18 protein-coding genes are annotated in these 20125 nt (G+C 54.5%); 11 read left to right on the forward strand and 7 right to left on the reverse strand.

Annotated elements, in window-relative coordinates; genetic code table 11:
- Window positions 1-16 precede the first annotated feature (16 nt).
- The 8 genes from F6Y09_RS08150 (at window position 17) to F6Y09_RS08185 (ending at window position 8896) form a co-directional block, all read left to right on the forward strand.
- The gene (locus F6Y09_RS08150) at window positions 17-982 is read left to right on the forward strand and encodes a hypothetical protein (protein WP_152206404.1); all 966 of its coding nucleotides are present in this window, start codon (window positions 17-19) and stop codon (window positions 980-982) included.
- Window positions 979-1782, forward strand: coding sequence for an HAD-IIB family hydrolase (locus tag F6Y09_RS08155; protein ID WP_152206405.1), 804 nt, complete (start codon window positions 979-981; stop codon window positions 1780-1782). Before F6Y09_RS08150 ends, F6Y09_RS08155 begins: the two co-directional genes overlap by 4 nt.
- Window positions 1783-1812: 30 nt before the next feature.
- Window positions 1813-3039, forward strand: coding sequence for a glycosyltransferase family protein (locus F6Y09_RS08160; RefSeq protein WP_152206406.1), 1227 nt, complete (start codon window positions 1813-1815; stop codon window positions 3037-3039).
- 27 nt (window positions 3040-3066) lie between these two features.
- Window positions 3067-4830 carry an alpha-amylase family glycosyl hydrolase gene (locus F6Y09_RS08165; protein WP_152206407.1) on the forward strand — a complete coding sequence of 588 codons (1764 nt, stop codon included), beginning with the start codon at window positions 3067-3069 and terminating at the stop codon, window positions 4828-4830.
- A gap of 579 nt (window positions 4831-5409) precedes the next feature.
- Window positions 5410-6411 (forward strand): TRAP transporter substrate-binding protein, encoded by a 1002-nt coding sequence (locus F6Y09_RS08170; protein ID WP_425481825.1) that lies wholly within the window; start codon window positions 5410-5412, stop codon window positions 6409-6411.
- Between the two features lie 87 nt (window positions 6412-6498).
- The gene (locus tag F6Y09_RS08175; protein ID WP_152206409.1) at window positions 6499-7110 is read left to right on the forward strand and encodes a TRAP transporter small permease; all 612 of its coding nucleotides are present in this window, start codon (window positions 6499-6501) and stop codon (window positions 7108-7110) included.
- Between the two features lie 30 nt (window positions 7111-7140).
- On the forward strand, window positions 7141-8424 hold the full coding sequence (locus F6Y09_RS08180) for a TRAP transporter large permease (protein ID WP_152206410.1): 1284 nt from the start codon (window positions 7141-7143) through the stop codon (window positions 8422-8424).
- Window positions 8425-8455: 31 nt separating this feature from the next.
- Complete coding sequence (locus F6Y09_RS08185; RefSeq protein ID WP_152206411.1) at window positions 8456-8896, forward strand: universal stress protein; 441 nt, start codon at window positions 8456-8458, stop codon at window positions 8894-8896.
- Between the two features lie 22 nt (window positions 8897-8918).
- Here the strand turns inward: F6Y09_RS08185 and F6Y09_RS08190 are convergent, their stop codons facing one another.
- Window positions 8919-9884 carry a sensor domain-containing diguanylate cyclase gene (locus F6Y09_RS08190; RefSeq protein ID WP_152206412.1) on the reverse strand — a complete coding sequence of 322 codons (966 nt, stop codon included), beginning with the start codon at window positions 9882-9884 and terminating at the stop codon, window positions 8919-8921.
- A 2-nt stretch (window positions 9885-9886) separates the two neighbouring features.
- Complete coding sequence (locus F6Y09_RS08195) at window positions 9887-10906, reverse strand: response regulator (protein WP_152206413.1); 1020 nt, start codon at window positions 10904-10906, stop codon at window positions 9887-9889.
- Window positions 10907-11117: 211 nt separating this feature from the next.
- Here F6Y09_RS08195 and sbcB point away from each other — a divergent pair, with 211 nt between their 5' ends.
- Window positions 11118-12566: an exodeoxyribonuclease I gene (gene sbcB, locus F6Y09_RS08200; protein ID WP_152206414.1), complete on the forward strand. Its 1449-nt coding sequence runs from the start codon at window positions 11118-11120 to the stop codon at window positions 12564-12566.
- 39 nt (window positions 12567-12605) lie between these two features.
- On the opposite strand, the gene F6Y09_RS08205 is transcribed toward sbcB, so the two are convergent.
- The 5 genes from F6Y09_RS08205 to F6Y09_RS08225 all read right to left on the reverse strand — a co-directional run bounded on the left by F6Y09_RS08205 (window position 12606) and on the right by F6Y09_RS08225 (window position 17676).
- The gene (locus F6Y09_RS08205; RefSeq protein WP_152206415.1) at window positions 12606-14606 is read right to left on the reverse strand and encodes a tetratricopeptide repeat protein; all 2001 of its coding nucleotides are present in this window, start codon (window positions 14604-14606) and stop codon (window positions 12606-12608) included.
- 409 nt (window positions 14607-15015) lie between these two features.
- Window positions 15016-15402 (reverse strand): type II toxin-antitoxin system VapC family toxin, encoded by a 387-nt coding sequence (locus F6Y09_RS08210; RefSeq protein ID WP_152206416.1) that lies wholly within the window; start codon window positions 15400-15402, stop codon window positions 15016-15018.
- 1 nt (window position 15403) lies between these two features.
- Window positions 15404-15643, reverse strand: coding sequence for a type II toxin-antitoxin system Phd/YefM family antitoxin (locus F6Y09_RS08215; RefSeq protein ID WP_152206417.1), 240 nt, complete (start codon window positions 15641-15643; stop codon window positions 15404-15406).
- A 35-nt stretch (window positions 15644-15678) separates the two neighbouring features.
- A complete protein-coding gene (locus F6Y09_RS08220; protein ID WP_152206418.1) occupies window positions 15679-15882 on the reverse strand; it encodes a hypothetical protein in 204 nt (67 codons plus the stop codon).
- 336 nt (window positions 15883-16218) lie between these two features.
- Window positions 16219-17676: a flagellin gene (locus F6Y09_RS08225; RefSeq protein ID WP_152206419.1), complete on the reverse strand. Its 1458-nt coding sequence runs from the start codon at window positions 17674-17676 to the stop codon at window positions 16219-16221.
- Between the two features lie 481 nt (window positions 17677-18157).
- Here F6Y09_RS08225 and F6Y09_RS20695 point away from each other — a divergent pair, with 481 nt between their 5' ends.
- Both F6Y09_RS20695 and F6Y09_RS08235 read left to right on the forward strand, forming a co-directional pair.
- Window positions 18158-19558: a flagellin N-terminal helical domain-containing protein gene (locus F6Y09_RS20695; protein ID WP_152206420.1), complete on the forward strand. Its 1401-nt coding sequence runs from the start codon at window positions 18158-18160 to the stop codon at window positions 19556-19558.
- 72 nt (window positions 19559-19630) lie between these two features.
- Complete coding sequence (locus F6Y09_RS08235) at window positions 19631-20068, forward strand: flagellar protein FlaG (RefSeq protein WP_152206421.1); 438 nt, start codon at window positions 19631-19633, stop codon at window positions 20066-20068.
- The last annotated feature ends 57 nt before the right edge of the window (window positions 20069-20125 follow it).

Consider the following 20125-nt stretch of genomic DNA (forward strand, 5'->3'; position numbering starts at 1 on the left):
AGACAGACTGCACACAATGAATGATCTGACGGCAGAACTGATCAGGGCAGAGGGCCTGCCCGATGATTTTCAGGCTGCTGTAAACACTTACTATGTACCCTTGGCAGAGGAGATCGCCAGGCGACAAAAGCGACTCGGGCGCCCCATGCTGGTGGGCGTAAACGGGGCCCAGGGCACCGGGAAGTCCACTCTCGCGCTGTTTCTGCAAAGCTTGCTGACGTCAGAGCTGGATTGTCCCAGCGTGCGCTTTTCGCTGGATGATCTTTACCGGACCCGTATCGAGCGCGAGTGGCTGGCGCGAAAAATACACCCGCTGCTGGCAACCCGTGGTGTGCCCGGCACCCATGACCTGGTGCTCGGGCAGCAAACCATAGATCAGCTCATCAGCGCCGGGCCAATGGCCGAAACCCGTATTCCGGCCTTTGATAAAGCCATTGATGACCGGCTGCCGCATCCCCGCTGGCCGATATACACCGGCGTGGCCAAAGTCATCCTGATTGAAGGCTGGTGCGTGGGGGCGCAGCCGGAGAAAGATGCTGAAGCCCTGGCAGTGCCGGTCAACTCCCTGGAAGCCGAGGACGATAAGGAAGGTGTCTGGCGGGAGTACGTCAACCTTCAGCTCAAAGGCCCTTACGCCTGCTTTTTTGGTCAGCTCGATATGCTGATCATGCTCAAGGCACCCTCGATGGACTGTGTACTGAAATGGCGCACTCTGCAGGAGCGGAAGCTCACGAATAAACGTGCAGGTGCACCAGAACAGCGCAAAAACGGGTTATTGAATTCTGCTGTTGGCAAGCACGGGGACCAGAACGACCATGTCCGGGGCATCATGTCAGAGGGTGAGCTAAGACGGTTCATCATGCATTACCAGCGTCTCACTCTCGCCATGCTAAATGACATGCCGGCGCGGGCTGATGCGGTGCTCGACATTGCGGAGGATCATCAGATGACCGGTCTTCACTGGCGGGAGGTGACACCATGATCAAGCGACGATTGGTGGTGTTCACCGACCTGGATGGCACGCTTCTTGATCACACCACTTACCAATGGCTACCTGCAAAGCCGGCACTGGATGCCCTTTGGTCGGCTCAGGTGCCGGTCATTCTGAACTCCAGCAAAACCCGATCGGAAATTCAGGCGCTGCGGGAAGACCTCGGCAACACCGACCCGTACATCACGGAAAATGGTGCTGCCGTGGTAATCCCGGAGGGCTATTTTGACAACGAAGAGCAGCAGGTGGTGACCTTTGCCCGTCCCCGGGAAGTAGTGCTGGAAATACTGGCCGCGCTCAGGGAGAAGGGCTTCCCGTTCCGAAGCTTTGAGGAAATGACTGTTGCCGAGCTTGCGTCAGCCACCGGGCTGGATGAGGCGGCGGCGATCAAAGCCAAAGCCCGGGATGCCACCGAGCCGTTGCTATGGAAGGGTAACGACGCCGCATTAGCGGAGTTTCGTCGTGCGCTGGCCATCCATCAATTGCAGTTGGTCGAGGGTGGTCGGTTTTTCCACGCCATGGGCTTTTTCGATAAAGCCGGTGCCATGCTGTATCTGATGGAGCAGTACCGGGAGCGCTCCCCGGGGGTGGATGTGGTGTCAATTGCGCTGGGTGACAGCCCCAATGACGCCCGCATGTTGGAGCAGGCCGACATCCCGGTGGTGATCAAAGGAGTGAACTCCGACAGCCTGGTGTTATCCGGAGGCAGAAAGGCCATGCGATCAGACAAAGCGGGGCCAGCCGGCTGGAACGACTGTGTCCTGCAAATACTGGCGGATTTTAGTGGCTGATCCGTCCTACTGAAGATCCTGGGGTGATTTATGGGTGACTTTTACCAGAACGGCATAGTGACGACCTTGCATAACCTCCGGCAACGGCCGGTTGAAGAGCTGGAAGCAGAACTGATGTCATTCCGAAAAGCGCGGCCCATGACCCTGGTGCTACCGTCGCTGTATTCCGAACTGGAAGGGCCGGCCCTGAAGCATATTGTCAGTGAACTGACGGAAGTGCCGTACCTCGAGCAAATCGTCATCGGTCTTGATTGCGCCGATGAGGCCCAGTACCGCCATGCGCTGGAGTATTTTTCAGGCTTGCCACAGCATGTTCGGGTGCTGTGGAACGATGGCCCCCGACTGCAGGACATTGACCGGAAACTGGCGGAGCAAGGCCTTGCGCCAGCGGAAATGGGCAAGGGCCGCAATGTCTGGTTCTGTTTTGGTTATGTGCTGGCTTCCGGCACAAGCAAATCGGTGGCGTTGCACGATTGCGACATCCTCACCTATACGCGGGGGCTGGTGGCGCGGCTGATTTACCCGGTTGCCAACCCGGCCTTCAATTATATGTTCTGCAAGGGCTATTACGCCCGGGTCGCAGACGGCAAGATGAATGGCCGGGTCAGCCGGTTGCTGGTGACACCGCTGATCCGGGCCCTGAAAAAAGTATGCGGCCCCAACGACTTTCTGGATTACCTCGACAGTTACCGCTACCCGCTCGCGGGCGAGTTCTCATTCCGCACCGATGCTATCTCGGACCTGCGTATCCCCAGCGACTGGGGTCTGGAGGTGGGCGTGTTATCGGAGATGAAGCGCAATTACGCCACCAACCGCCTGTGCCAGGTGGACATTGCCGATACCTACGATCACAAGCATCAGGACCTGTCCCCGGAAGATGCCAGCAAGGGCCTGTCAAAGATGAGCACCGACATCAGCAAGGCGGTGTTCCGGAAACTGGCCACCAACGGTGAAATTTTCTCCAACGAAAAATTCCGCACCATCAAGGCCACGTACTACCGCATCGCGCTGGACTTTATCGAGACCTATCAGAACGATGCCATCATCAACGGGCTGAACTTTGATCGCCACTCGGAAGAGCAGGCGGTGGAGTTGTTTGCCCAGAATGTCATGCTGGCAGGGGCCTACTTCCTGGAAAATCCCATGGATACACCGTTTATTCCGAGCTGGAGCCGCGTGCAAAGCGCCATTCCGGACATCATGGATCAGCTCCAGGCGGCGGTGGATGAGGACAATCGAGAATTTGGCCATCAATAACCCCGCCGCCCGCAGAAGGAACGCACCATGACAACAGAGCTGAGTGGAAAGCTCACTGCCATGCTGGAAACGGTCTATCCGGCGCTGGACAATGGCTTCCTTGCGCAACAGTTGATCGGCGCCATGGGGTTAACGCCGGATGCGGTCGCGCCCCCGGCACACCAGAACAACTGGAGCGAATCCGACGTAGTGCTGATCACCTATGCCGATACCATACGACGTGAGGGTGAGAAGCCGCTTGAGACACTGCATCAGTTTTTGCAGGACTGCCTCCGTGACACCATAACCGGCGTTCACATTCTGCCGTTCTTTCCGTTCAGCTCCGACGATGGTTTTTCAGTGATGGACTACCTGGCGGTGAACGAATCCCACGGCACCTGGGACGATATCCAGCGCATCGCGAAACACTACAAGCTGATGGCGGACCTGGTGATCAACCACATGTCGGCCCGCAGCCGCTGGTTCGAGAATTTCAGGAAGCGGATTGACCCAGGCAAAGATTACTTTTTCGAGGCCAGTCCCGATGATGATCTCAGTGCCGTTGTCAGGCCACGCACCTCGCCGCTGCTGACGCCGGTACAGACAGCGGACGGTGTTCGGTATGTCTGGTGTACCTTCGGTGAGGATCAGGTCGATCTGAACTTTGCCAACCCCCAGGTACTGATGGAATTTGTGCAGATTATCCGCCATTACCTGGATCGGGGCGTGATGATTTTCCGGCTTGATGCGGTGGCTTTTCTCTGGAAGGAGGTGGGCACGCCCTCCATCCATCTGCAGCCCACTCACGAGTTGATCAAGATCCTGCGGTTGCTGATTGAGCACCACACGCCGCGGGCGATCATTATTACGGAAACCAATGTTCCGAATCGTGAGAACCTGACCTATCTGGGCAACGCCAACGAAGCTCACGCCATCTACAATTTCTCGCTGCCGCCCCTGCTGATCAATACCCTGGTATCCGGCAACTGCCGACACCTCAAAACCTGGCTGATGAGCATGCCGCCGGCACAAATGGGCACCACCTATCTCAACTTTATTGCCTCCCATGACGGCGTGGGTCTGCGCCCGACGGATGGCCTGCTGACAGAGGAGGAGAAGCGGAACCTTGTTTCGACCATGGAGCAGTTTGGTGGCAAGGTGTCCTACCGGCGCACACCGGAAGGTGGGGATCAGCCTTATGAAATGAACATCAGCCTGTACGATGCGTTGAAAGGCACCACCACCCACGGGCCGGACCAGTGGCAGCTTCAGCGTTTTGTCTGTGCCCATGCCATCATGCTGGCGCTGGAGGGCATCCCGGCGTTCTATATCCATAGTTTGTTTGGCACCGAGAACGATTATGAAAAGGTGGAGCACACCGGCCGGCTGCGCTCCATTAACCGGAGCCAGTGGGATATTGATACCCTGGAGGCAAAGCTGGTCGACCCGTTAAGCCATCACAGCCAGGTGTTTGCCGAGCTCACCCGGCTGATCGCCCTTCGTAAACGGCAAGCTGCCTTCCACCCCAACGCAACGCAATTTACCCTGCATCTCGGGTTGCAGATTTTCGGGTTCTGGCGCCAGAGTATGCGGCGCGACCAATCGATTTTCTGCATCCATAACATCACCGATGAAATGCATCAGATCGCCCTGAGCGACATCAATCTCATCGGCACTGATCAGTGGACGGATCTGATCTCCGGCCAGACCATTGATGACCTGACTGGCACTCTGACGTTGCAGCCCTATCAGAGTGTGTGGCTCTCCAATAAGGAATGTGTGGCTGCGCTCAGCCACACCGAAAACGTGTAGTGTGATGATGCAGTGCTTTCCTGATACTTGGGGTTTTGCCCCAAATTAGCCCATAGAAAGCTTAGTGCTCTAAGAAATAAATGATTACCCAAGGTTACAAATCCGGTAACACAGCTTGAGAAGGTCGCTTTTGTGCGGATTTTCAACTATATGATAAGAGTAAGAAAAAAATATCAGCCTGGTTTGGGCTTGCCCGGCTCTCCCGCACATGTTGCAGGCCCATAAGTTTAGACCCGACAGGAAGATTGAGCGTTAACGTCAGAGTTAGCAGGGTTCTTGCATGTTTTTGTTGAGCCTTAATGTCGGGTCAGAGGACACACGGCTGCGCCGTTTTGGGGCGGCAATTTGTAACCTAAACACAAGGCGAGGAGCGGATTTTAAGCGGTTACTTGCTTGTCATGTTAGAAATGTTTTGCCATTCTGATATAGGTCTAAAGGAAATAAGGCACGTGGCAGGCAGAACAACCAACCTGGCAAAGCGCTGTCGGAACATCAGTTCAACAGAAACGGTCTGGGTCTGCTTCAGGGCTCATGACGAATGGAGATTAGTCTATGTTCAAGAATAAAACGCTAAAACAGATGGTCGGTGTCTCTATCTTTACACTGGCTGCCTTTGGTGCCACCAGTATTGCCAATGCAGCTAATTGGCGTTATGCCCACGAAGAATACGATGGCGACGTTCAGGACGTTTATGCCTACAAATTCAAGGAATTCATTGAAGAGAATTCAGATCACACGTTGCAGATTTTCCGCTTTGGTGAGCTGGGTGAATCTGATGACATCATGGAACAGACCCAGGCCGGTATCCTGCAGTTTGTGAACCAGTCTCCCGGTTTCACCGGCTCGCTGATTCCCGAGGCACAGATCTTCTTTATTCCTTACCTCATGCCTACCGAGATGGACACGGTTATCGAGTTTTTCCGTGAGAGTAAGGCGATCAACGAGGATTTCCCGAAGTTGTACGCAGAGCAGGGCCTGGAACTCCTGCAGATGTACCCGGAAGGTGAAATGGTTGTTACCGTTGATGAGCCGGTCACATCGCCTGCCGATTTTGACGGCAAGAAAATCCGGACCATGACCAACCCGTTACTGGCCGCCACCTACGAAGCCTTCGGTGCCACGCCTACTCCGCTGCCTTGGGGTGAAGTTTACGGTGCGTTGCAGACCAACATGATTCAGGGCCAGGAGAACCCGATTTTCTGGATTGAGTCAGGTGGCCTTTATGAAGTGTCCCCGAACCTGGTCTTCACCAAGCACGGCTGGTTTACCACAGCGTCCATGGCCAACAAGAAGTTCTATGACGGGCTTTCTGAAGAAGATCAGAAGCTGATTCAGGACGCCGCTGATTTTGCATTTGAGGAAATCATCGGGCACATCGATGGTCTCGCGGAAGAATCGCTGGCCAAGATTGAAGAAGCCAGTGACAACGTGACGGTCACTCGTCTGAACGACGAACAGGTTGAAGCCTTCAAAGAGCGTGCGCCTCAGGTTGAAGAGAAGTTCATCGAGATGACCGGCGAATCCGGACGTGAACTGCTGAACCAGTTCAAGGCTGACCTGGAAGCTGTAACAGGCGAGTAATTGCGTATAGTCGTGCTCTGCGGAGCATTATAAACAAGGGCGCCCTTTGGGTGCCCTTGTTCCCAACGACTGAAGGGAAGGGTGTATATGTCCGAGATTCCAGATAAGCCAGATACCCCCCACGCTCCTGATGAAGCGCCGGAAACATTCGAGTCCGGACTGCCCGGTTTTCTGGGTGTTATTGATGAGGCTATCAGCAAAGTCGAAGCAGTCATGCTGGCTGTGGGGGTTTTGCTGATGGCCGCCAACACTTGTCTTAATGTCATCATGAGGTACATCTTTGGTGAGGGCATGTTCTTCTCGGGTGAGATCAACCGGATTCTGATTATTCTGATCACCTTTGCGGGTATCGGTTATGCCGCCCGTCATGGCCGGCATATTCGCATGTCCGCCATTTACGATGTGTTGCCGGTTCTGGGTCGTAAAATCGTGATGATCATCATCTCCCTGTTTACCAGTCTGGTGATGTTTTTTCTGGTGTACTACTCCGTTGAATATATCTGGGAAGTTTATTCAGCAGGGCGCATTCTGCCGGCCCTGGGGTTCCCTATCTGGTGGATATATATCTGGGTTCCGGTGGGTCTGACAATTACCGGCATTCAGTATTTACTGACCGCCATCAAGAACCTGACATCGGAGGATGTATACCTCTCCACCGGTGTAGTGGACGGTTACGCCGACACAGAATCCGAAGTCTGATCCCGGCAACGCTCTAAAAGGACCGCCTCCATGGCCATGACCTTGATGTTGATAATGATTGGGTTGCTGTTGATGGGCTTCCCGATGATGATTCCGCTGATTACTGCTGCAGTAGTCGGTTTCTACATGATGTTTGATGGTTTCGGCCAGATGGGAACCTTTATCCAGCAGATGATGGGGGGAATACGTCCCGCTTCGCTGATTGCCGTACCCATGTTTATTCTTGCTGCGGATATTATGACCCGGGGGCAATCCGCTGACCGCCTGATCAATATGGTCATGGCTTTTATCGGCCACATAAAAGGCGGGCTGGCGATCAGCACTGCAACCTCCTGTACGCTGTTTGGCGCCGTATCCGGCTCCACTCAGGCCACCGTGGTGGCGGTGGGTTCACCGCTTCGCCCCAAGTTGCTGAAAGCCGGTTACTCCGACCCGTTCACTCTGGCGTTGATCATCAATGCCAGCGACATCGCGTTCCTGATCCCACCCAGCATCGGCATGATTATCTACGGGGTTATTTCCCAGACATCGATCGCCGAGCTGTTTATTGCCGGTATTGGCCCGGGCATCCTCATACTGTTCATGTTCTCCCTCTACTGCCTGTTTTACGCCTACAAGAACAATGTGCCGACGGAAGCAAAGGCCAGCTGGGGTGAGCGGGCAAGGTCCACGCAGCAGGCACTCTGGCCACTGTTTTTCCCGGTCATCATTGTCGGCGGTATTTATGGCGGGATTTTCAGCCCGACCGAGGCTGCAGCCGTTTGCGTGCTCTATGCTTTTTTCCTGGAATTTATCGTCTTCCGGTCACTGAAACTGCCGGATATTTACCGGATCGCCAAATCGACTGGTTTGATTACCGCCGTTGTCTTTATTCTGGTGGCGGTGGGTAACGGGTTTTCCTGGATTATTTCTTTTGCCCAGATACCACAGGCCATTCTTGAGTCGGTCGGGGTCAACGATGCAGGCCCTGTCGGTGTGCTGATAGCGATCTCCATTTCGTTCTTTGTGGCCTGCATGTTTGTTGACCCCATCGTGGTCATTCTGGTGCTGACGCCCATCTTTGCTCCGGCTATCGCCGCAACAGGTCTTGACCCGGTCCATGTGGGCATCCTCATTACCCTGCAGGTGGCAATAGGTTCGGCGACACCGCCGTTCGGCTGCGATATTTTCACGGCGATAGCAATCTTCAAACGGCCCTACTGGGAAGTCATCAGGGGGACGCCACCGTTTATCGCCATCCTGGTGCTGGCGGCAGCTCTGCTGATTATGTTCCCGCAAATCTCGCTGTTCCTGAGGGATCTGGCGTTCCGTTGATCTTCGCCTAAACAGACCACGGGAGTGGGTGATGTTCAAGAAAATTCTGGTAGCCGTTGATGGGTCAAAGATGTCCATCAAGGCCTTGCAAAAGGCCATTGAACTGCAGAAACTTGTTGATTCCGAACTCTATATAATCTGTGTGTTCAAACATCACAGTCTTGGGGAGGCATCTCTTTCCATGGTGAGGATAAGTGACCCCCAGATCCCTGACCAGGCCCTGAACGAACACGCGAAAGAAGTGGTGGCGTTCGCCAAGGATTACGCGAAAGAGCACGGTGCAACCAGGGTGAGAGGTTTTGTCAAAGGCGGGCGGCCGTCAAGAACCATCGTGAAGTTCGCCAAGGACAAAGAGGTTGATCTGATCGTGATGGGGTCCCGGGGCTCGGACAGTGACAAAGATGGCATCCTCCTGGGTAGCGTGTCCCTGAGGGTCGCCAGTACGGCAAAAATTCCGGTGCTTGTTGTATAGACCGGTATAGGGGCAGGTTCAGCTAAGGCGCTTGTTCGTGCACCACGACTTTGTTGCGGCCATTCTTTTTGGCCGCATACAGAGCCTCATCAGCCTGCTGTAACCATTGCATATAGTTTTCAGGGTTGTCGGTGAGGGGAGCGATGCCGATGCTGACGGTGTACCTGATATCCGCCCCCGATGTATTGACAGTGCTGTTCGCGATGGCTTGCCGTATTCGTTCACAAATGGTGAGTGCGCCCGGGGCGTCGGTTTCAGGAAGGATAATGCCAAACTCCTCGCCACCGTAACGCCCGGCATAGTCTGACTGTCTCAGATTCTCCATCAGAACGTTGGCGGTAAATTTGATGACTTCATCTCCCGCCAGGTGGCCATTGGTATCGTTGACGGGTTTGAAGTGATCAATGTCGAACATCACCAAAGTTACGCTGTTGCCATAGCGTCGGTTCCTTTCAAATTCCGCATCAATAAGATTTTCCCAGGTGCCACGGTTCATCAGGCCGGTCAGCCGGTCCGTCATGCTGAGTTTTTCAAGCTGGGCATTGGCTTTTTCCAGTGCCAGCCGGCTGGTCGCAATATCCGTGACGTCGTAAACCATCAGGCAGATTTTCTGCACGCTGCCATCTGAGCCCGCCAGTGGGCTGATGGTCAGATTCTGGAACATGAACGCCTGCGTCCCGGTGATCGGGCGGGTGTTGCGGAACCGGAACAGATACGGCCTTTGCTCCCAGGAGGTGAAGGTGCGGGTGTTTAGCATGGCAACAGCTTCAACCTTGCGGGTGAGCCAGTTTTTCGGGATATCCGGGAAAACGTCAAACAACACTTTGCCATGGATGCTTGAGCCGGTCATGGCACTGTGGCTTTCCATGAAGCCGTTCCACACCTCTACCCGGTAATCCAGATCAAGCACTACCAGGCCGACCTCGACTGACTCCAGCATATCCATCAGCCAGTGAAAGGCATGGGCTTCGTTTTCAGGGGTATCCATGCTTACTCCACCAGACAAAAAAGTTTTTTCTCAAGATTGGGCACCGAATCCGCCGTCAGCAAAATCAGCAGATCGCAGGCGATGGCATGGCCTTCAATTTCATAATTGATTTCGATCGACAGTAACTGCTCGCTCTGGTTGCTGTGATGAGCGAGCAACTCACTGATGTTGCGATGACGCCCCAGCACCGTAGGGTGCCCGAGCCACAGTCTGAGGTCGAGCTGGTCACCGAAACCCTTCAGGAAGGCGCCAAACAGAATGCTGGACATATCCATCAGCACTTCCACTTCAAGTCCATCAGACCGGGTTTCATCGTAGTGCAGCAGCCGAGCCATATCCTCGAAGCTGGAGTCCGAGAACAGTAGCAGCGCTTCCCCAGCCAGCCCGGCGCCGGTGAAGCCCTGGCAGACTGCGGAGCATTGGTCGTGTTGGGAGATGGATGACAGCGCCATGCTGAGCTCGGATCTTGCGATCATCGCGACCCGGGGAACCGGAAGCTTGACGAAGACATCCAGTAATCGAGCCAGCAAATCTGCGGCGCGTCCCATGGCAATATTGGCAATTTCCTGAAGGTAATCGTTCAGGCTGATATTGCTGTCCGGAATGACTAACGAAGGTGGTAGTAAAGCGTCTGCCGGTGACGGTTGCTCTACCGGGCTGTAAAGCCCGTATTCCCGAAGCAGGGTTGCAACCAGCGCGGTATCGGTCGGCTTTATGATGAAATCAATCGCGCCCAGCTTCCGGACCCGCTCCCGGGCCTGGGGTTGGATGTCACCGGAGACCACGATGGTGAAAACCGGCATATCCGCCTGTTTGATAGCGGCCAGCACCGCGTAGCCGTCCAGACCGGGCATGTTGAGATCCAGAAACAGCACTTCACCCTGTCCTGCCGCCAGCTTGTCCAGGGCATCCTGGCCATGCTCTGCAAAGGTAATCTCGACTGGCCAGCCTTCCGGCAGTGCGCGGGCCATTTGCTTGCGCGCCATATTCGAGTCGTCACAGATCAGTACGCGGGTGGTCATTCGCTTGATGGCTCTCTCGATCAGATGCGGTCAGATGCCGTCGGGGTAATTGAGGCGCCATTGTAGCAGCCCCTTCCGGGGATCTCTCCCTCGGGTGATCGGTGACAAACCACGGTGATTGCCCGCAACATGACTCTGGTTCTGATCACTACCTGAACTCTGCTAGACTGCGGCCAACCCTATCTTTCCATCGGTGCAGGAGCCCCAGGCCGTGACTCGCAGCTTTTACTGGCATGATTATGAAACCTTTGGTGTGGACCCTGTTCATGATCGCCCGTCGCAGTTTGCCGGTGTGCGAACCGATGCCGACTTCAATATCATCGAGGATCCGCTGGTCATCTTTTGCCGCCCCACCGATGACTATCTGCCTGCGCCAGAAGCCTGCCTGATAACCGGGATCACGCCCCAGAAAGCCATGGAGGAGGGGCTGCCGGAAGCGGAGTTTATTGCCCGGATCAACGAAGCATTCAGCCAGCCCGGTACCTGTGTCGTCGGTTATAACAGCCTTCGCTTTGATGATGAGGTTACCCGCCATACCCTATACCGCAACCTGCGTGATCCCTACGCCCGGGAATGGCAGAACGGCAATTCCCGCTGGGACATCATTGATATGGTCAGGCTGACGTACGCCCTGCGCCCGGAAGGTATTGAATGGCCCAGAAAAGACGATGGCAGCCCCAGCTTCCGGCTGGAGGAGCTCACCACTGCCAACGGCATCAGCCATGAGAGCGCCCACGATGCCATGTCCGATGTGCAGGCAACCATGGCGGTGGCAAAACTGATTAAAGACAAACACCCCAAACTGTTCGACTTCGTGCTGGCAAACAAGGATAAGCATTCCGCCCGGGCCATGCTGGACACTGCCAACATGAAGCCGGTTTTCCATGTATCGGCCAAGTATCCGGCCAGCCGGGGCTGCTGTGCCCTGGTGGCGCCCGTTGCCGAGCATCCGGAGAACAAGAACCTGGTCATCGTTTACGACCTGCGGGAAGACCCTTCGGAGCTAATCAACGCCAGCGTGGAGCAGATACGGGAGCGGGTGTTCACCTCTCAGACGACGCTGGGGGAGGGTGTGAGCCGGTTTCCACTGAAGGGTGTGCAACTGAACAAATGCCCGGTACTTGCGCCAGCCAACATGCTCAAGACGCTATCCCCAGAGCGGCTTGCCGCGCTTGAGTTGGACGGCGAGACGCTAAGACAGAACCTGGCGCTCCTGCGCAGCGCGCCAGAACTGTCCAGCCGGATCGCACAAGCGTTTGACCACCCCCATGAAAGTAATCTGACCGATCCGGATGAGCAGCTCTACGCCGGTGGCTTTATCAGCAAAAAAGACCGGGAAAAGCTCGACTGGGTACTGAAGCAGCCGGTGGAAACTCTGGGCGAGCAGGAGGTGACCTTCGCCGATGAGCGCTTGCAGGAATTGTTGTTCCGGTACCGGGCCCGCAATTATCCCGACACGCTGATGATGGAAGAACAGGAACGCTGGGAGGTGTTCCGGCAGCAACGCCTGATGAACCCCAAGAAGGGGTGGCGGTCCATGGAAGAGTACTTTAAAACCCTGCAAACCCTGGCCGCTGACCCGGACATAAGCCCGGAGAAAATGCATATCCTGGAGGAGCTGCATCTATACGGAGAGTCGCTGATGCCCTATGTGGAGTAGCGAGCAAGGCCGGGGCCGAAGCCCCGGCTCGACCGGGCTTTAACGCCGGCGAACGAAGTACACCGACAAGGGCTGACCCACCAGGCTTTGCACGCCGTTACCGAGCGCTTCGGCCCGTAGCTGTTTCTGCACCGGATTCAGGGCCAGGATTTGGCCGTCGGTATCCTGGGCCTTCACCAGTTTCCAGTCCACCTCGTTACTCATCAGCGACATCAGTTGTTCAAGCTGGCGGGTGTCCTGGGGTCGGAACCAGCGGTCGCGGCAGCCGCCCAGGCCATAGAAATCCGGCTCTTTCAGTAACGCCTGCCAGAGCTCGTCCTGGGGATTGTTCAGTGCCATCCGGCGCAGCCGTCTCAGGCTGTTCCGGGTGGGCTTGAGGTCATGCTGCGCGATGAGCTCCCGAACCTGCTGGTCACCCCGGGTCTGTTCTGCGACGGCAGTGTGCATATGAACAATGCCGCCACTGGCGGTGGCTGAATTGACCATCGCCGCCAGGGACACCTCGGTCATCTGGGCGGAGGGCAGACGCCCGACTTCCACCCAGTGCACCTTGTGGCCGTCGGCGACAAAACGTTGGGCCACAGACCAGGGCCAGAATACGATGTTTTGCAGCCCGAGATCCTGTGCCCGGTGGGTCGCTTTGGCGATATTGGCCAGGGACTCATCAACCGCGATCACTTCGACATCATCCAGATAATGGGCCAGTTCCAGCGCCCGCTGGCCGGACTCGGCACCGCAAATCATGATGCGCAGGGTTGCCGGAAACTCTTCGGTGGGCAGTTTCAGTGATTTTTGGATAATGGTTTTCAGGCTGCTTTCGGTACGGTACGCCAGTTGCGTCCAGCTCGGCCAGGCCTGTGGCACATCCACTTTATCCAGTGTCAGCTCGGCGGCTTTTTCGTCAAAGTTCTGTTTGATGGCTTCTTCGGTGGCGCGATCATAGTAGCTCGCCGCCATCAGGGGTTGCAGCCCGGCGGGCCAGTCCACCAGGTTCCAACGTCCGAGCTGGACGGCAAAGGACTGGTGAAACATCGCGCCATAAAGCGCACTGACGATCAGGGAGCCGGCGATATCCGTCATCGGCTCCGACATGGTTAACTGGGCGCGGACGCTTTCGTTCAGGGCCTGAACCAGCAATTCCTCGTCTTCCGCACTGACCAGCGCATACCCGGTGCGGTCCACATAACGGGCGATGGCGATGGTCAGGGGCTGAAGCTCGTCACGCAGTTCCGCGAAGGTTGCGACTTCGGTGACGATGGCGCGGCGCAGCAGGGTGATCAGATTTTCCACGGCCGGGTCGGGCATGATGGTTTTCTGCAGCGCCAGGATCAGCAGCTCGTCTTCACAGGCCGCATCCAGGAGTATCTGGGCGCTGGGGTTATCAAGGTCATACTGCTGGCGGATGATGGCCGCCACAAACCCACCGATCTGTTGATGGGGCAGTTCATCCCGCTGCAGCAATCGGATCGCATCCTGAGCCAGTTGCTGATCGGCCTTATCAACGGCCAGGTTTTCGACGCAGGTGAGCATGCCGCTGTATACAGAAGGCCAATGGAATTCTCTTTCCAGCAGCGAGCGATAGTGCAGGTAGGCTACATCAAACAGGCCCTGACGACGTTTGGCGTGGGCAATACCACAAAAAGCGGCGGCGGACTGCCGGTCTAGCGCTAGTGCTTCCTGGAAATAGTGTTCTGCCAAGGCCGGGCGCTCGGACGCCAGTGCCCAGTAGCCCAGGTTGGTGTATTGCTGGGGCTGCTTTGGGTCCTGCTCCAGGCTGGCGTTGAAGTGGCTCTGGGCCAGTTCGAGGTGGTCGTCGTCCATTTCAACCCGTCCCAGCAGGCCCAAAGTGCGGGCATCTGTTGGCGCCAACGCCTGAGCTTCGGCTAACAGGGTGCGGCAGGCAAGTCTTGCTTCAAGGCGCTGCAAATGGCGTTTGTCCGGATTGTTCGATTCTCCGTAAGCGATGTTCGCTTCCACCAGCAGTCGGGCCACTGTTGCTTGGTCAGAGACCTGTTCGTGAGAATGATGCTGTGCGTACATGGAACACCTCGTGTTATCTAGCCGCGGATAGAAGGGCGGCAATGATCTGCAGTTTTTTGGTTTTTCTGCCTTGGTTTGGTGAGGTATTGCGAAAGGTGTGCCAGGAATGGGGTTATTTGCGGGTTACTGAGGATTTGACGGTTGTTTACGAATTTGCTTGGGGGAGGCCACGAAAGCGCGGGTATGCTCCCGGACAAAACACAGGTGTTTTTGATCGTCCGGGAGCATATCCGTGCTTTCGCGGCTCGCTCTTAGGAGCGCTGGCGTTTTTTGGGATTGGCCATACAAATAAAAACGGCCGACAGTAGAGGAGGGAAGGTGTTTGCCGCTTTTTAGCAGCCGGTTATCGAGGAAAGCAGAGTAAGAGTGATCCTGTCTCCTCCGGGACCATCGGTGTGTTCGAATCGCCCTAAATCTGGCGGATAGGTCCCGGATAGCGAGCCACCAGTTCATCCGCTGTGAGAAGTAAAAAGCCTTCCGATTCCGCCTGGGCAATCAGAATCCGATCGAATGGGTCTTTATGAATGTCTGGGAGGTGGCTGACAGCAAGGGTATGTTGAGATGAGATTGACAATTCCAGATAACCATTGTCGACAAGGCCTCGCCTTAACAAATGAGGATTAACCTGGAAATCTTGCCGGCCAAGCCCATTCTTGATGACCACTTCCCAAAGGCTGGCCGCACTGAAATACAGCATATTGGTGCTCTCACTGATCAGCGCTGTTGCCTCGGGTGACAATTTATGTGGCTCTGCCGCTGCCCATAGCAGGATGTGAGTGTCCAGAAGCAAGTTCACATTAGCCCCCGAACATCATGGCTATTTCGTCCTGAGCCATCCGGTCGAAGTCGTCTGGGACTTTAAACTCGCCCGCCATGAAGCCAATTCGCTTTTGCTGGCCTACCTCGGGACTGTCAATGGCAGTAACACGAGCGACCGGTTTTCCGGCTTTGGCAATAATGAATGCTTCACCTTTGGCCGCTCTCGCAATCAATTCTGACAATCGGGTTTTGGCTTCATGCATGTTTACGGATTCCATGTCCGGTCTACCTAGCTTAGTCTGATTAGTTTAGTTTAACTAAAGAGCACGGGTGGATCCATAACAGAACACCAATCTTCGCCTTCCAGGCTCTGTCGCTGTGCTCGTGATTTTTCTTTGAAAAGTGTATTTCTGCCCGGGTTATTCGAATCGCCATAAGCGATGTTCGCTTGCACCAGCTGTCGAGCCACCGTTGCCTCGTCAGAGACCTGTTCGTGAGAATGATGCAGTGCGTACATGAAATACCTCATGTTATCAGGCCGCGAATAGCTGGGCGCCAATGATCTGCAGTTTTTTGATGTTGCTGCTCTGGTTTATGGGTTTTAGCGAAAGTTGTGCCAGGAATTGGGTTATTTGGGGTTTTTGATAGTTGTTGACGGGTGTTTACGATGTTGCTTGGGGGAGGCCGCGAAAGTGCGGGTATGCTCCCGGACAAAACACGTGTGTTTTTGACCGTCCGGGAGCATGCCCGCACTTTCGCGCCTCGCTTGCTGGAGTGATAACGTAGTTTGGGATTGGGCAGTAAAAATAAAAACGGCCGGCGATGGCCGACCGTTTCCTTCTTTCTGTCAAGTTTAGCCCTGCAGCAACTGCAACACCTGCTGCGGCCGCGCATTGGCCTGGGCCAGTACCGACAGGCCAGCCTGCTGCAGCACCTGAGTGCGGGCCAGTTCGGCGGACTCGGCTGCGAAGTCGGCATCGCGGATTCGGCTGTTGGCGGCCGAGAGGTTTTCTGAGGTTGTTGCCAGGTTCGCTATAGTGGACTCAAAGCGATTCTGCACGGCACCCAGCTCCGCTCGGAAGCCGTTGATTTTGTCGATGGCGTAGTCAATAGAAACCATTGCCTCGTCAGCACCGTCTGGCGTTGAAATGTTTGTGTCGTTGAGCGAAACGGTGTTGGCGGCAGCGGTAAAAGTGTCTACCAGGTCAATTTCATTGGTCAGAGGGTCGCCATCAAGGTCAGCTTTAATATCGACATCGATATCCCCGCCAAATTGAGATGAGAAGACGATGTCTTTGTTGGTTCTGTCCAGGTTCGCCTTTACACCGGTGTCGTTCGACTGAGCGTTGATGTTTCCGACCAGGTCGTTCAACGACGTAATGTTGTCAGAAGAGAACGACACTCCGTTGATGTTGAAGTCGACGGTGGTTTTTTGGTTAGTGTCGAAGTAAGCGGCCAAGTCACCACCTGTGGCGCTGAAGCTTTGGGTAAAGTTGGTTGGGGTGCCAGCGCTATCCGTCAGATCAAGAATAACCGAAACCGGTTCGCCTGTGCTGTTCGTGAAGACCAGCGTGTCATCCGCAGTTTCTGACACGGTGATGCCACTGGCGGCGATGGCGGTCTCAAGATCACCAGCGAGGCTCGCTAGGTCGCCTGGAGTGGTGCTGGCACCTGTATAGGCAGTACCGTCTATTGTGACTGAATAGTTGACGTTTCCAGTATAATCGAGCCCCAGTGCGTTAGATTCGGTATTAAAAGGCGCGTCCTGGCCAGCGAATCCGCTGGTCTTCCCCAGAGTCGCTCCCAGCTGGCTCCCCCGAGAATCCAGCCCGCTAATACCAATTGTCTCACCGGCATTAGCACCTACCTGGAATGTCTGCGTACCAAACGTACCATCAAGTACCTTCAAGCCGTTGAAGGAAGTCTGACTGGCAATCCGGTTAATTTCTTCAACCCGTTGTTGTACTTCCTGGTTCAGTGCCTGGCGGTCTGAAATGCTGTTAGTGGCGTTGGCTGACTGCACCGCCAGTTCACGAATGCGCTGCAAGTTATTGGTGATTTCATCCATGGCCCCTTCAGCAGTTTGCGCCAGAGAGATGCCATCGTTAGCATTCCGCTGCGCCATGTTCAGTCCCGTAATTTGGGATTGGAATCTCTCTGAAATCGCCAGACCCGCCGCATCGTCTTTGGCCGAGTTGATGCGCAGACCAGAAGATAGACGCTCAAGAGCTACGTTCGCCTGACCCTGTGAAGCGTTCAGGTTCCGTTGGGCGTTCAGTGACGCAATGTTGGTATTGATGACCTGAGGCATATCTAATCTCCCTACTCAGAGGTGCCGGGTCACGTTGCGCATGTAGATAAAGGCAGCATTCCGGCAAAGAATCGTTAAATGACCGTTTGAGTGAGTGTGAAGCGAAGTATGTGCCAGGTTTTCTTTTTTGATTTTAACTGATTGATTATTTTATGTTTTTATTGTGTATTCTGACGACGCTTCAGAAAGTGTTGCCAGATTATCGGCGGAGTTGGCAGGAAAAACATTGCCGCTTTTTTAGCGGGTGGGATCTACTAAAGCAGAGCCTATGAAAAATCATTTAAAATAAAAATATATAAAAAACAATGCGCTGTAAGATATATCTTGTTGTTTTACATTACTTTACAAAATCCCGCCGCTCTTTTTCTAAAGCACCTGACTGCGCTGCCGTTAAGAGATGTAACAGGGCGGCGCTCCAAACCGAAAAGAGAACGCCAGACCTCTTCCATGAAATAAAGACGAATGTCGAAGGAGAAGTACAATGGCTCTTGGAATCAACACCAACGTAGCGTCGCTTTCTGCTCAGAACCAGCTAAGCAACTCTCAAAAACTCAACGATCAGGCTCTAGAGCGTTTGTCTTCCGGCCTGCGCATCAACTCCGCCAAAGACGATGCCGCCGGCCTGGCCATTTCCACTCGCTTCAGTTCTCAGATCTCTGGCCTGAACGTGGCTCAGCGAAATGCTAACGATGGTATTTCTTACGCCCAGACAGCGGAAGGTGCGCTTGGCGAGATTACCAATGCACTTTCTCGTATTCGTGATCTGGCGGTTCAGTCTGCGAACGATACGAACTCTTCTTCTGATCGCGAGGCTCTGAACCAGGAAGTGGGCGCTTTGATCAGCGAAGTTGAAAGAATCTCTCAGTCAACGCAGTTCAACGGTCAGACAATTTTAAATGGCGATCTTGATAGCCTGACGTTTCAAGTAGGCGCTAACGCAGGCCAGACCATCAGTGTGGATGGTGTCGATACCAGAGCAGACCAGCTTGGTGCTAACGTACAGGAAGCGCTGAGTAGCATTACCAACACAGAACTCAAGGCGTTAGCAGCCGATTCCGCCTTTACTGTAAACGGCATTGGTATTGATGATGGTGCTTTGGTTAGCAACGGTAATGACTTTGTCAACGCCATTAATGCCAAGAGCGTTGAGTCTGGTGTTACAGCGTCGCGTGCTAATGAAACGGTGGTTAGCACTGGAGTTGATGGCGACCTAGCTAGCGCTGCCACGTTGACCTTGAACGATGTGGATATCACGCTCGCTATTAACACTACTAAAGAAGGTGTGGTTGATAAGATCAACCAGTTTGCGACTGAAACTGGCGTGCGAGCTAGCCTGAACGATAGTGACGTAGTTGTGCTGACGGATCAAAACGGTGGTGATATAAAAGCTAAGCTTGGCGCTGCTAACGCGGTTGATTTTTCGACTATCACTGACACTGATCAAACCTTTGAAGCAGGTATTGAGTTATCTACAAGTGTCGGCGGCTCCATTGCTTTGGGCGCCACCGCTCCTGCTAATATTGATACCGTGTTTGGCGGTACTAATGGAACGCTCACTTTAACTTCAGATACCCTGAACAAGGTTAATATCACGAGTAGAGAGGGTGCATCTTCAGCTATTACGACTGTTGACAAGGCGCTGGATAGCGTGAACAGCCTACGTGCAGAGCTAGGTGCAGTGCAAAATCGGTTTGAATCAACGATTTCTAATATTGCATCCACCTCAGAAAACCTCAGTGCTGCCAATAGCCGCATTTTGGACGCTGACTTTGCTTCAGAGACTGCAAAACTGGCCAAGTCCCAGGTTCTGCAGCAGGCCGGTATCTCTGTCCTCGCCCAGGCCAACGCCCGTCCGCAGCAGGTTCTGTCTCTCCTGCAGTAAGGGATTAACGGTAACGGCCGGAACCTTGGGGTTCCGGCTTTAAGCCGTTTAAACATAGTAGTGAGGTGAGCTATGAATGACGTTAACCTGAACAGCCCGGATCTTAAACTGGTGCGCTCTGGCATCCAGGCTCCGGCCAAGGCAATGTCGTCATCTCAGGCCGAAGGCAGAAATGCCTCCGAGCTTGCTTCTTCATCGGCCGGACGCGTAGTGCCGAATCAGTTGGTTTCCCAGGCTCAGGACGTTTCGAAAGCTGAACAGCTGCAGAAGCGGAATGAGGCGCAGCGGAAAGATTTGGATGAGGCAGTTTCGCAGTTGAACAATTATGTTCAGAGCGTCCAGAGGGATCTGCAGTTTGAAGTGGATAATGAAATGGGGCAAACCATCGTTCGGGTGGTAGATCAGCAAACCCAGGAAGTTATTCGCCAGATTCCGGATGAAGTGGCAATGAGGTTGGCAGAGAAATTGCAGCAAGATGAGCCGCTGACGTTGTTTCGCATCAAAGTGTAAACGCTTGCCGCATTTGCACGGATGGAAACGACGGTATTTCAGCACCGCCGCACCTGA

It is taken from the genome of Marinobacter changyiensis, assembly GCF_009193265.1.
In the GTDB taxonomy this organism is placed as follows: domain Bacteria; phylum Pseudomonadota; class Gammaproteobacteria; order Pseudomonadales; family Oleiphilaceae; genus Marinobacter; species Marinobacter changyiensis.

Bases quoted from the DNA above. Each gene is read 5' to 3' on its own strand.
- F6Y09_RS08150 (WP_152206404.1), top strand. From the start codon at position 17: ATGAATGATCTGACGGCAGAACTGATCAGGGCAGAGGGCCTGCCCGAT.
- F6Y09_RS08155 (WP_152206405.1), top strand. From the start codon at position 979: ATGATCAAGCGACGATTGGTGGTGTTCACCGACCTGGATGGCACGCTT.
- F6Y09_RS08160 (WP_152206406.1), top strand. From the start codon at position 1,813: ATGGGTGACTTTTACCAGAACGGCATAGTGACGACCTTGCATAACCTC.
- F6Y09_RS08165 (WP_152206407.1), top strand. From the start codon at position 3,067: ATGACAACAGAGCTGAGTGGAAAGCTCACTGCCATGCTGGAAACGGTC.
- F6Y09_RS08170 (WP_425481825.1), top strand. From the start codon at position 5,410: ATGGTCGGTGTCTCTATCTTTACACTGGCTGCCTTTGGTGCCACCAGT.
- F6Y09_RS08175 (WP_152206409.1), top strand. From the start codon at position 6,499: ATGTCCGAGATTCCAGATAAGCCAGATACCCCCCACGCTCCTGATGAA.
- F6Y09_RS08180 (WP_152206410.1), top strand. From the start codon at position 7,141: ATGGCCATGACCTTGATGTTGATAATGATTGGGTTGCTGTTGATGGGC.
- F6Y09_RS08185 (WP_152206411.1), top strand. From the start codon at position 8,456: ATGTTCAAGAAAATTCTGGTAGCCGTTGATGGGTCAAAGATGTCCATC.
- F6Y09_RS08190 (WP_152206412.1), bottom strand. From the start codon at position 9,884: ATGGATACCCCTGAAAACGAAGCCCATGCCTTTCACTGGCTGATGGAT.
- F6Y09_RS08195 (WP_152206413.1), bottom strand. From the start codon at position 10,906: ATGACCACCCGCGTACTGATCTGTGACGACTCGAATATGGCGCGCAAG.
- F6Y09_RS08205 (WP_152206415.1), bottom strand. From the start codon at position 14,606: ATGTACGCACAGCATCATTCTCACGAACAGGTCTCTGACCAAGCAACA.
- F6Y09_RS08215 (WP_152206417.1), bottom strand. From the start codon at position 15,643: ATGGAATCCGTAAACATGCATGAAGCCAAAACCCGATTGTCAGAATTG.
- F6Y09_RS08220 (WP_152206418.1), bottom strand. From the start codon at position 15,882: ATGTACGCACTGCATCATTCTCACGAACAGGTCTCTGACGAGGCAACG.
- F6Y09_RS08225 (WP_152206419.1), bottom strand. From the start codon at position 17,676: ATGCCTCAGGTCATCAATACCAACATTGCGTCACTGAACGCCCAACGG.
- F6Y09_RS20695 (WP_152206420.1), top strand. From the start codon at position 18,158: ATGGCTCTTGGAATCAACACCAACGTAGCGTCGCTTTCTGCTCAGAAC.
- F6Y09_RS08235 (WP_152206421.1), top strand. From the start codon at position 19,631: ATGAATGACGTTAACCTGAACAGCCCGGATCTTAAACTGGTGCGCTCT.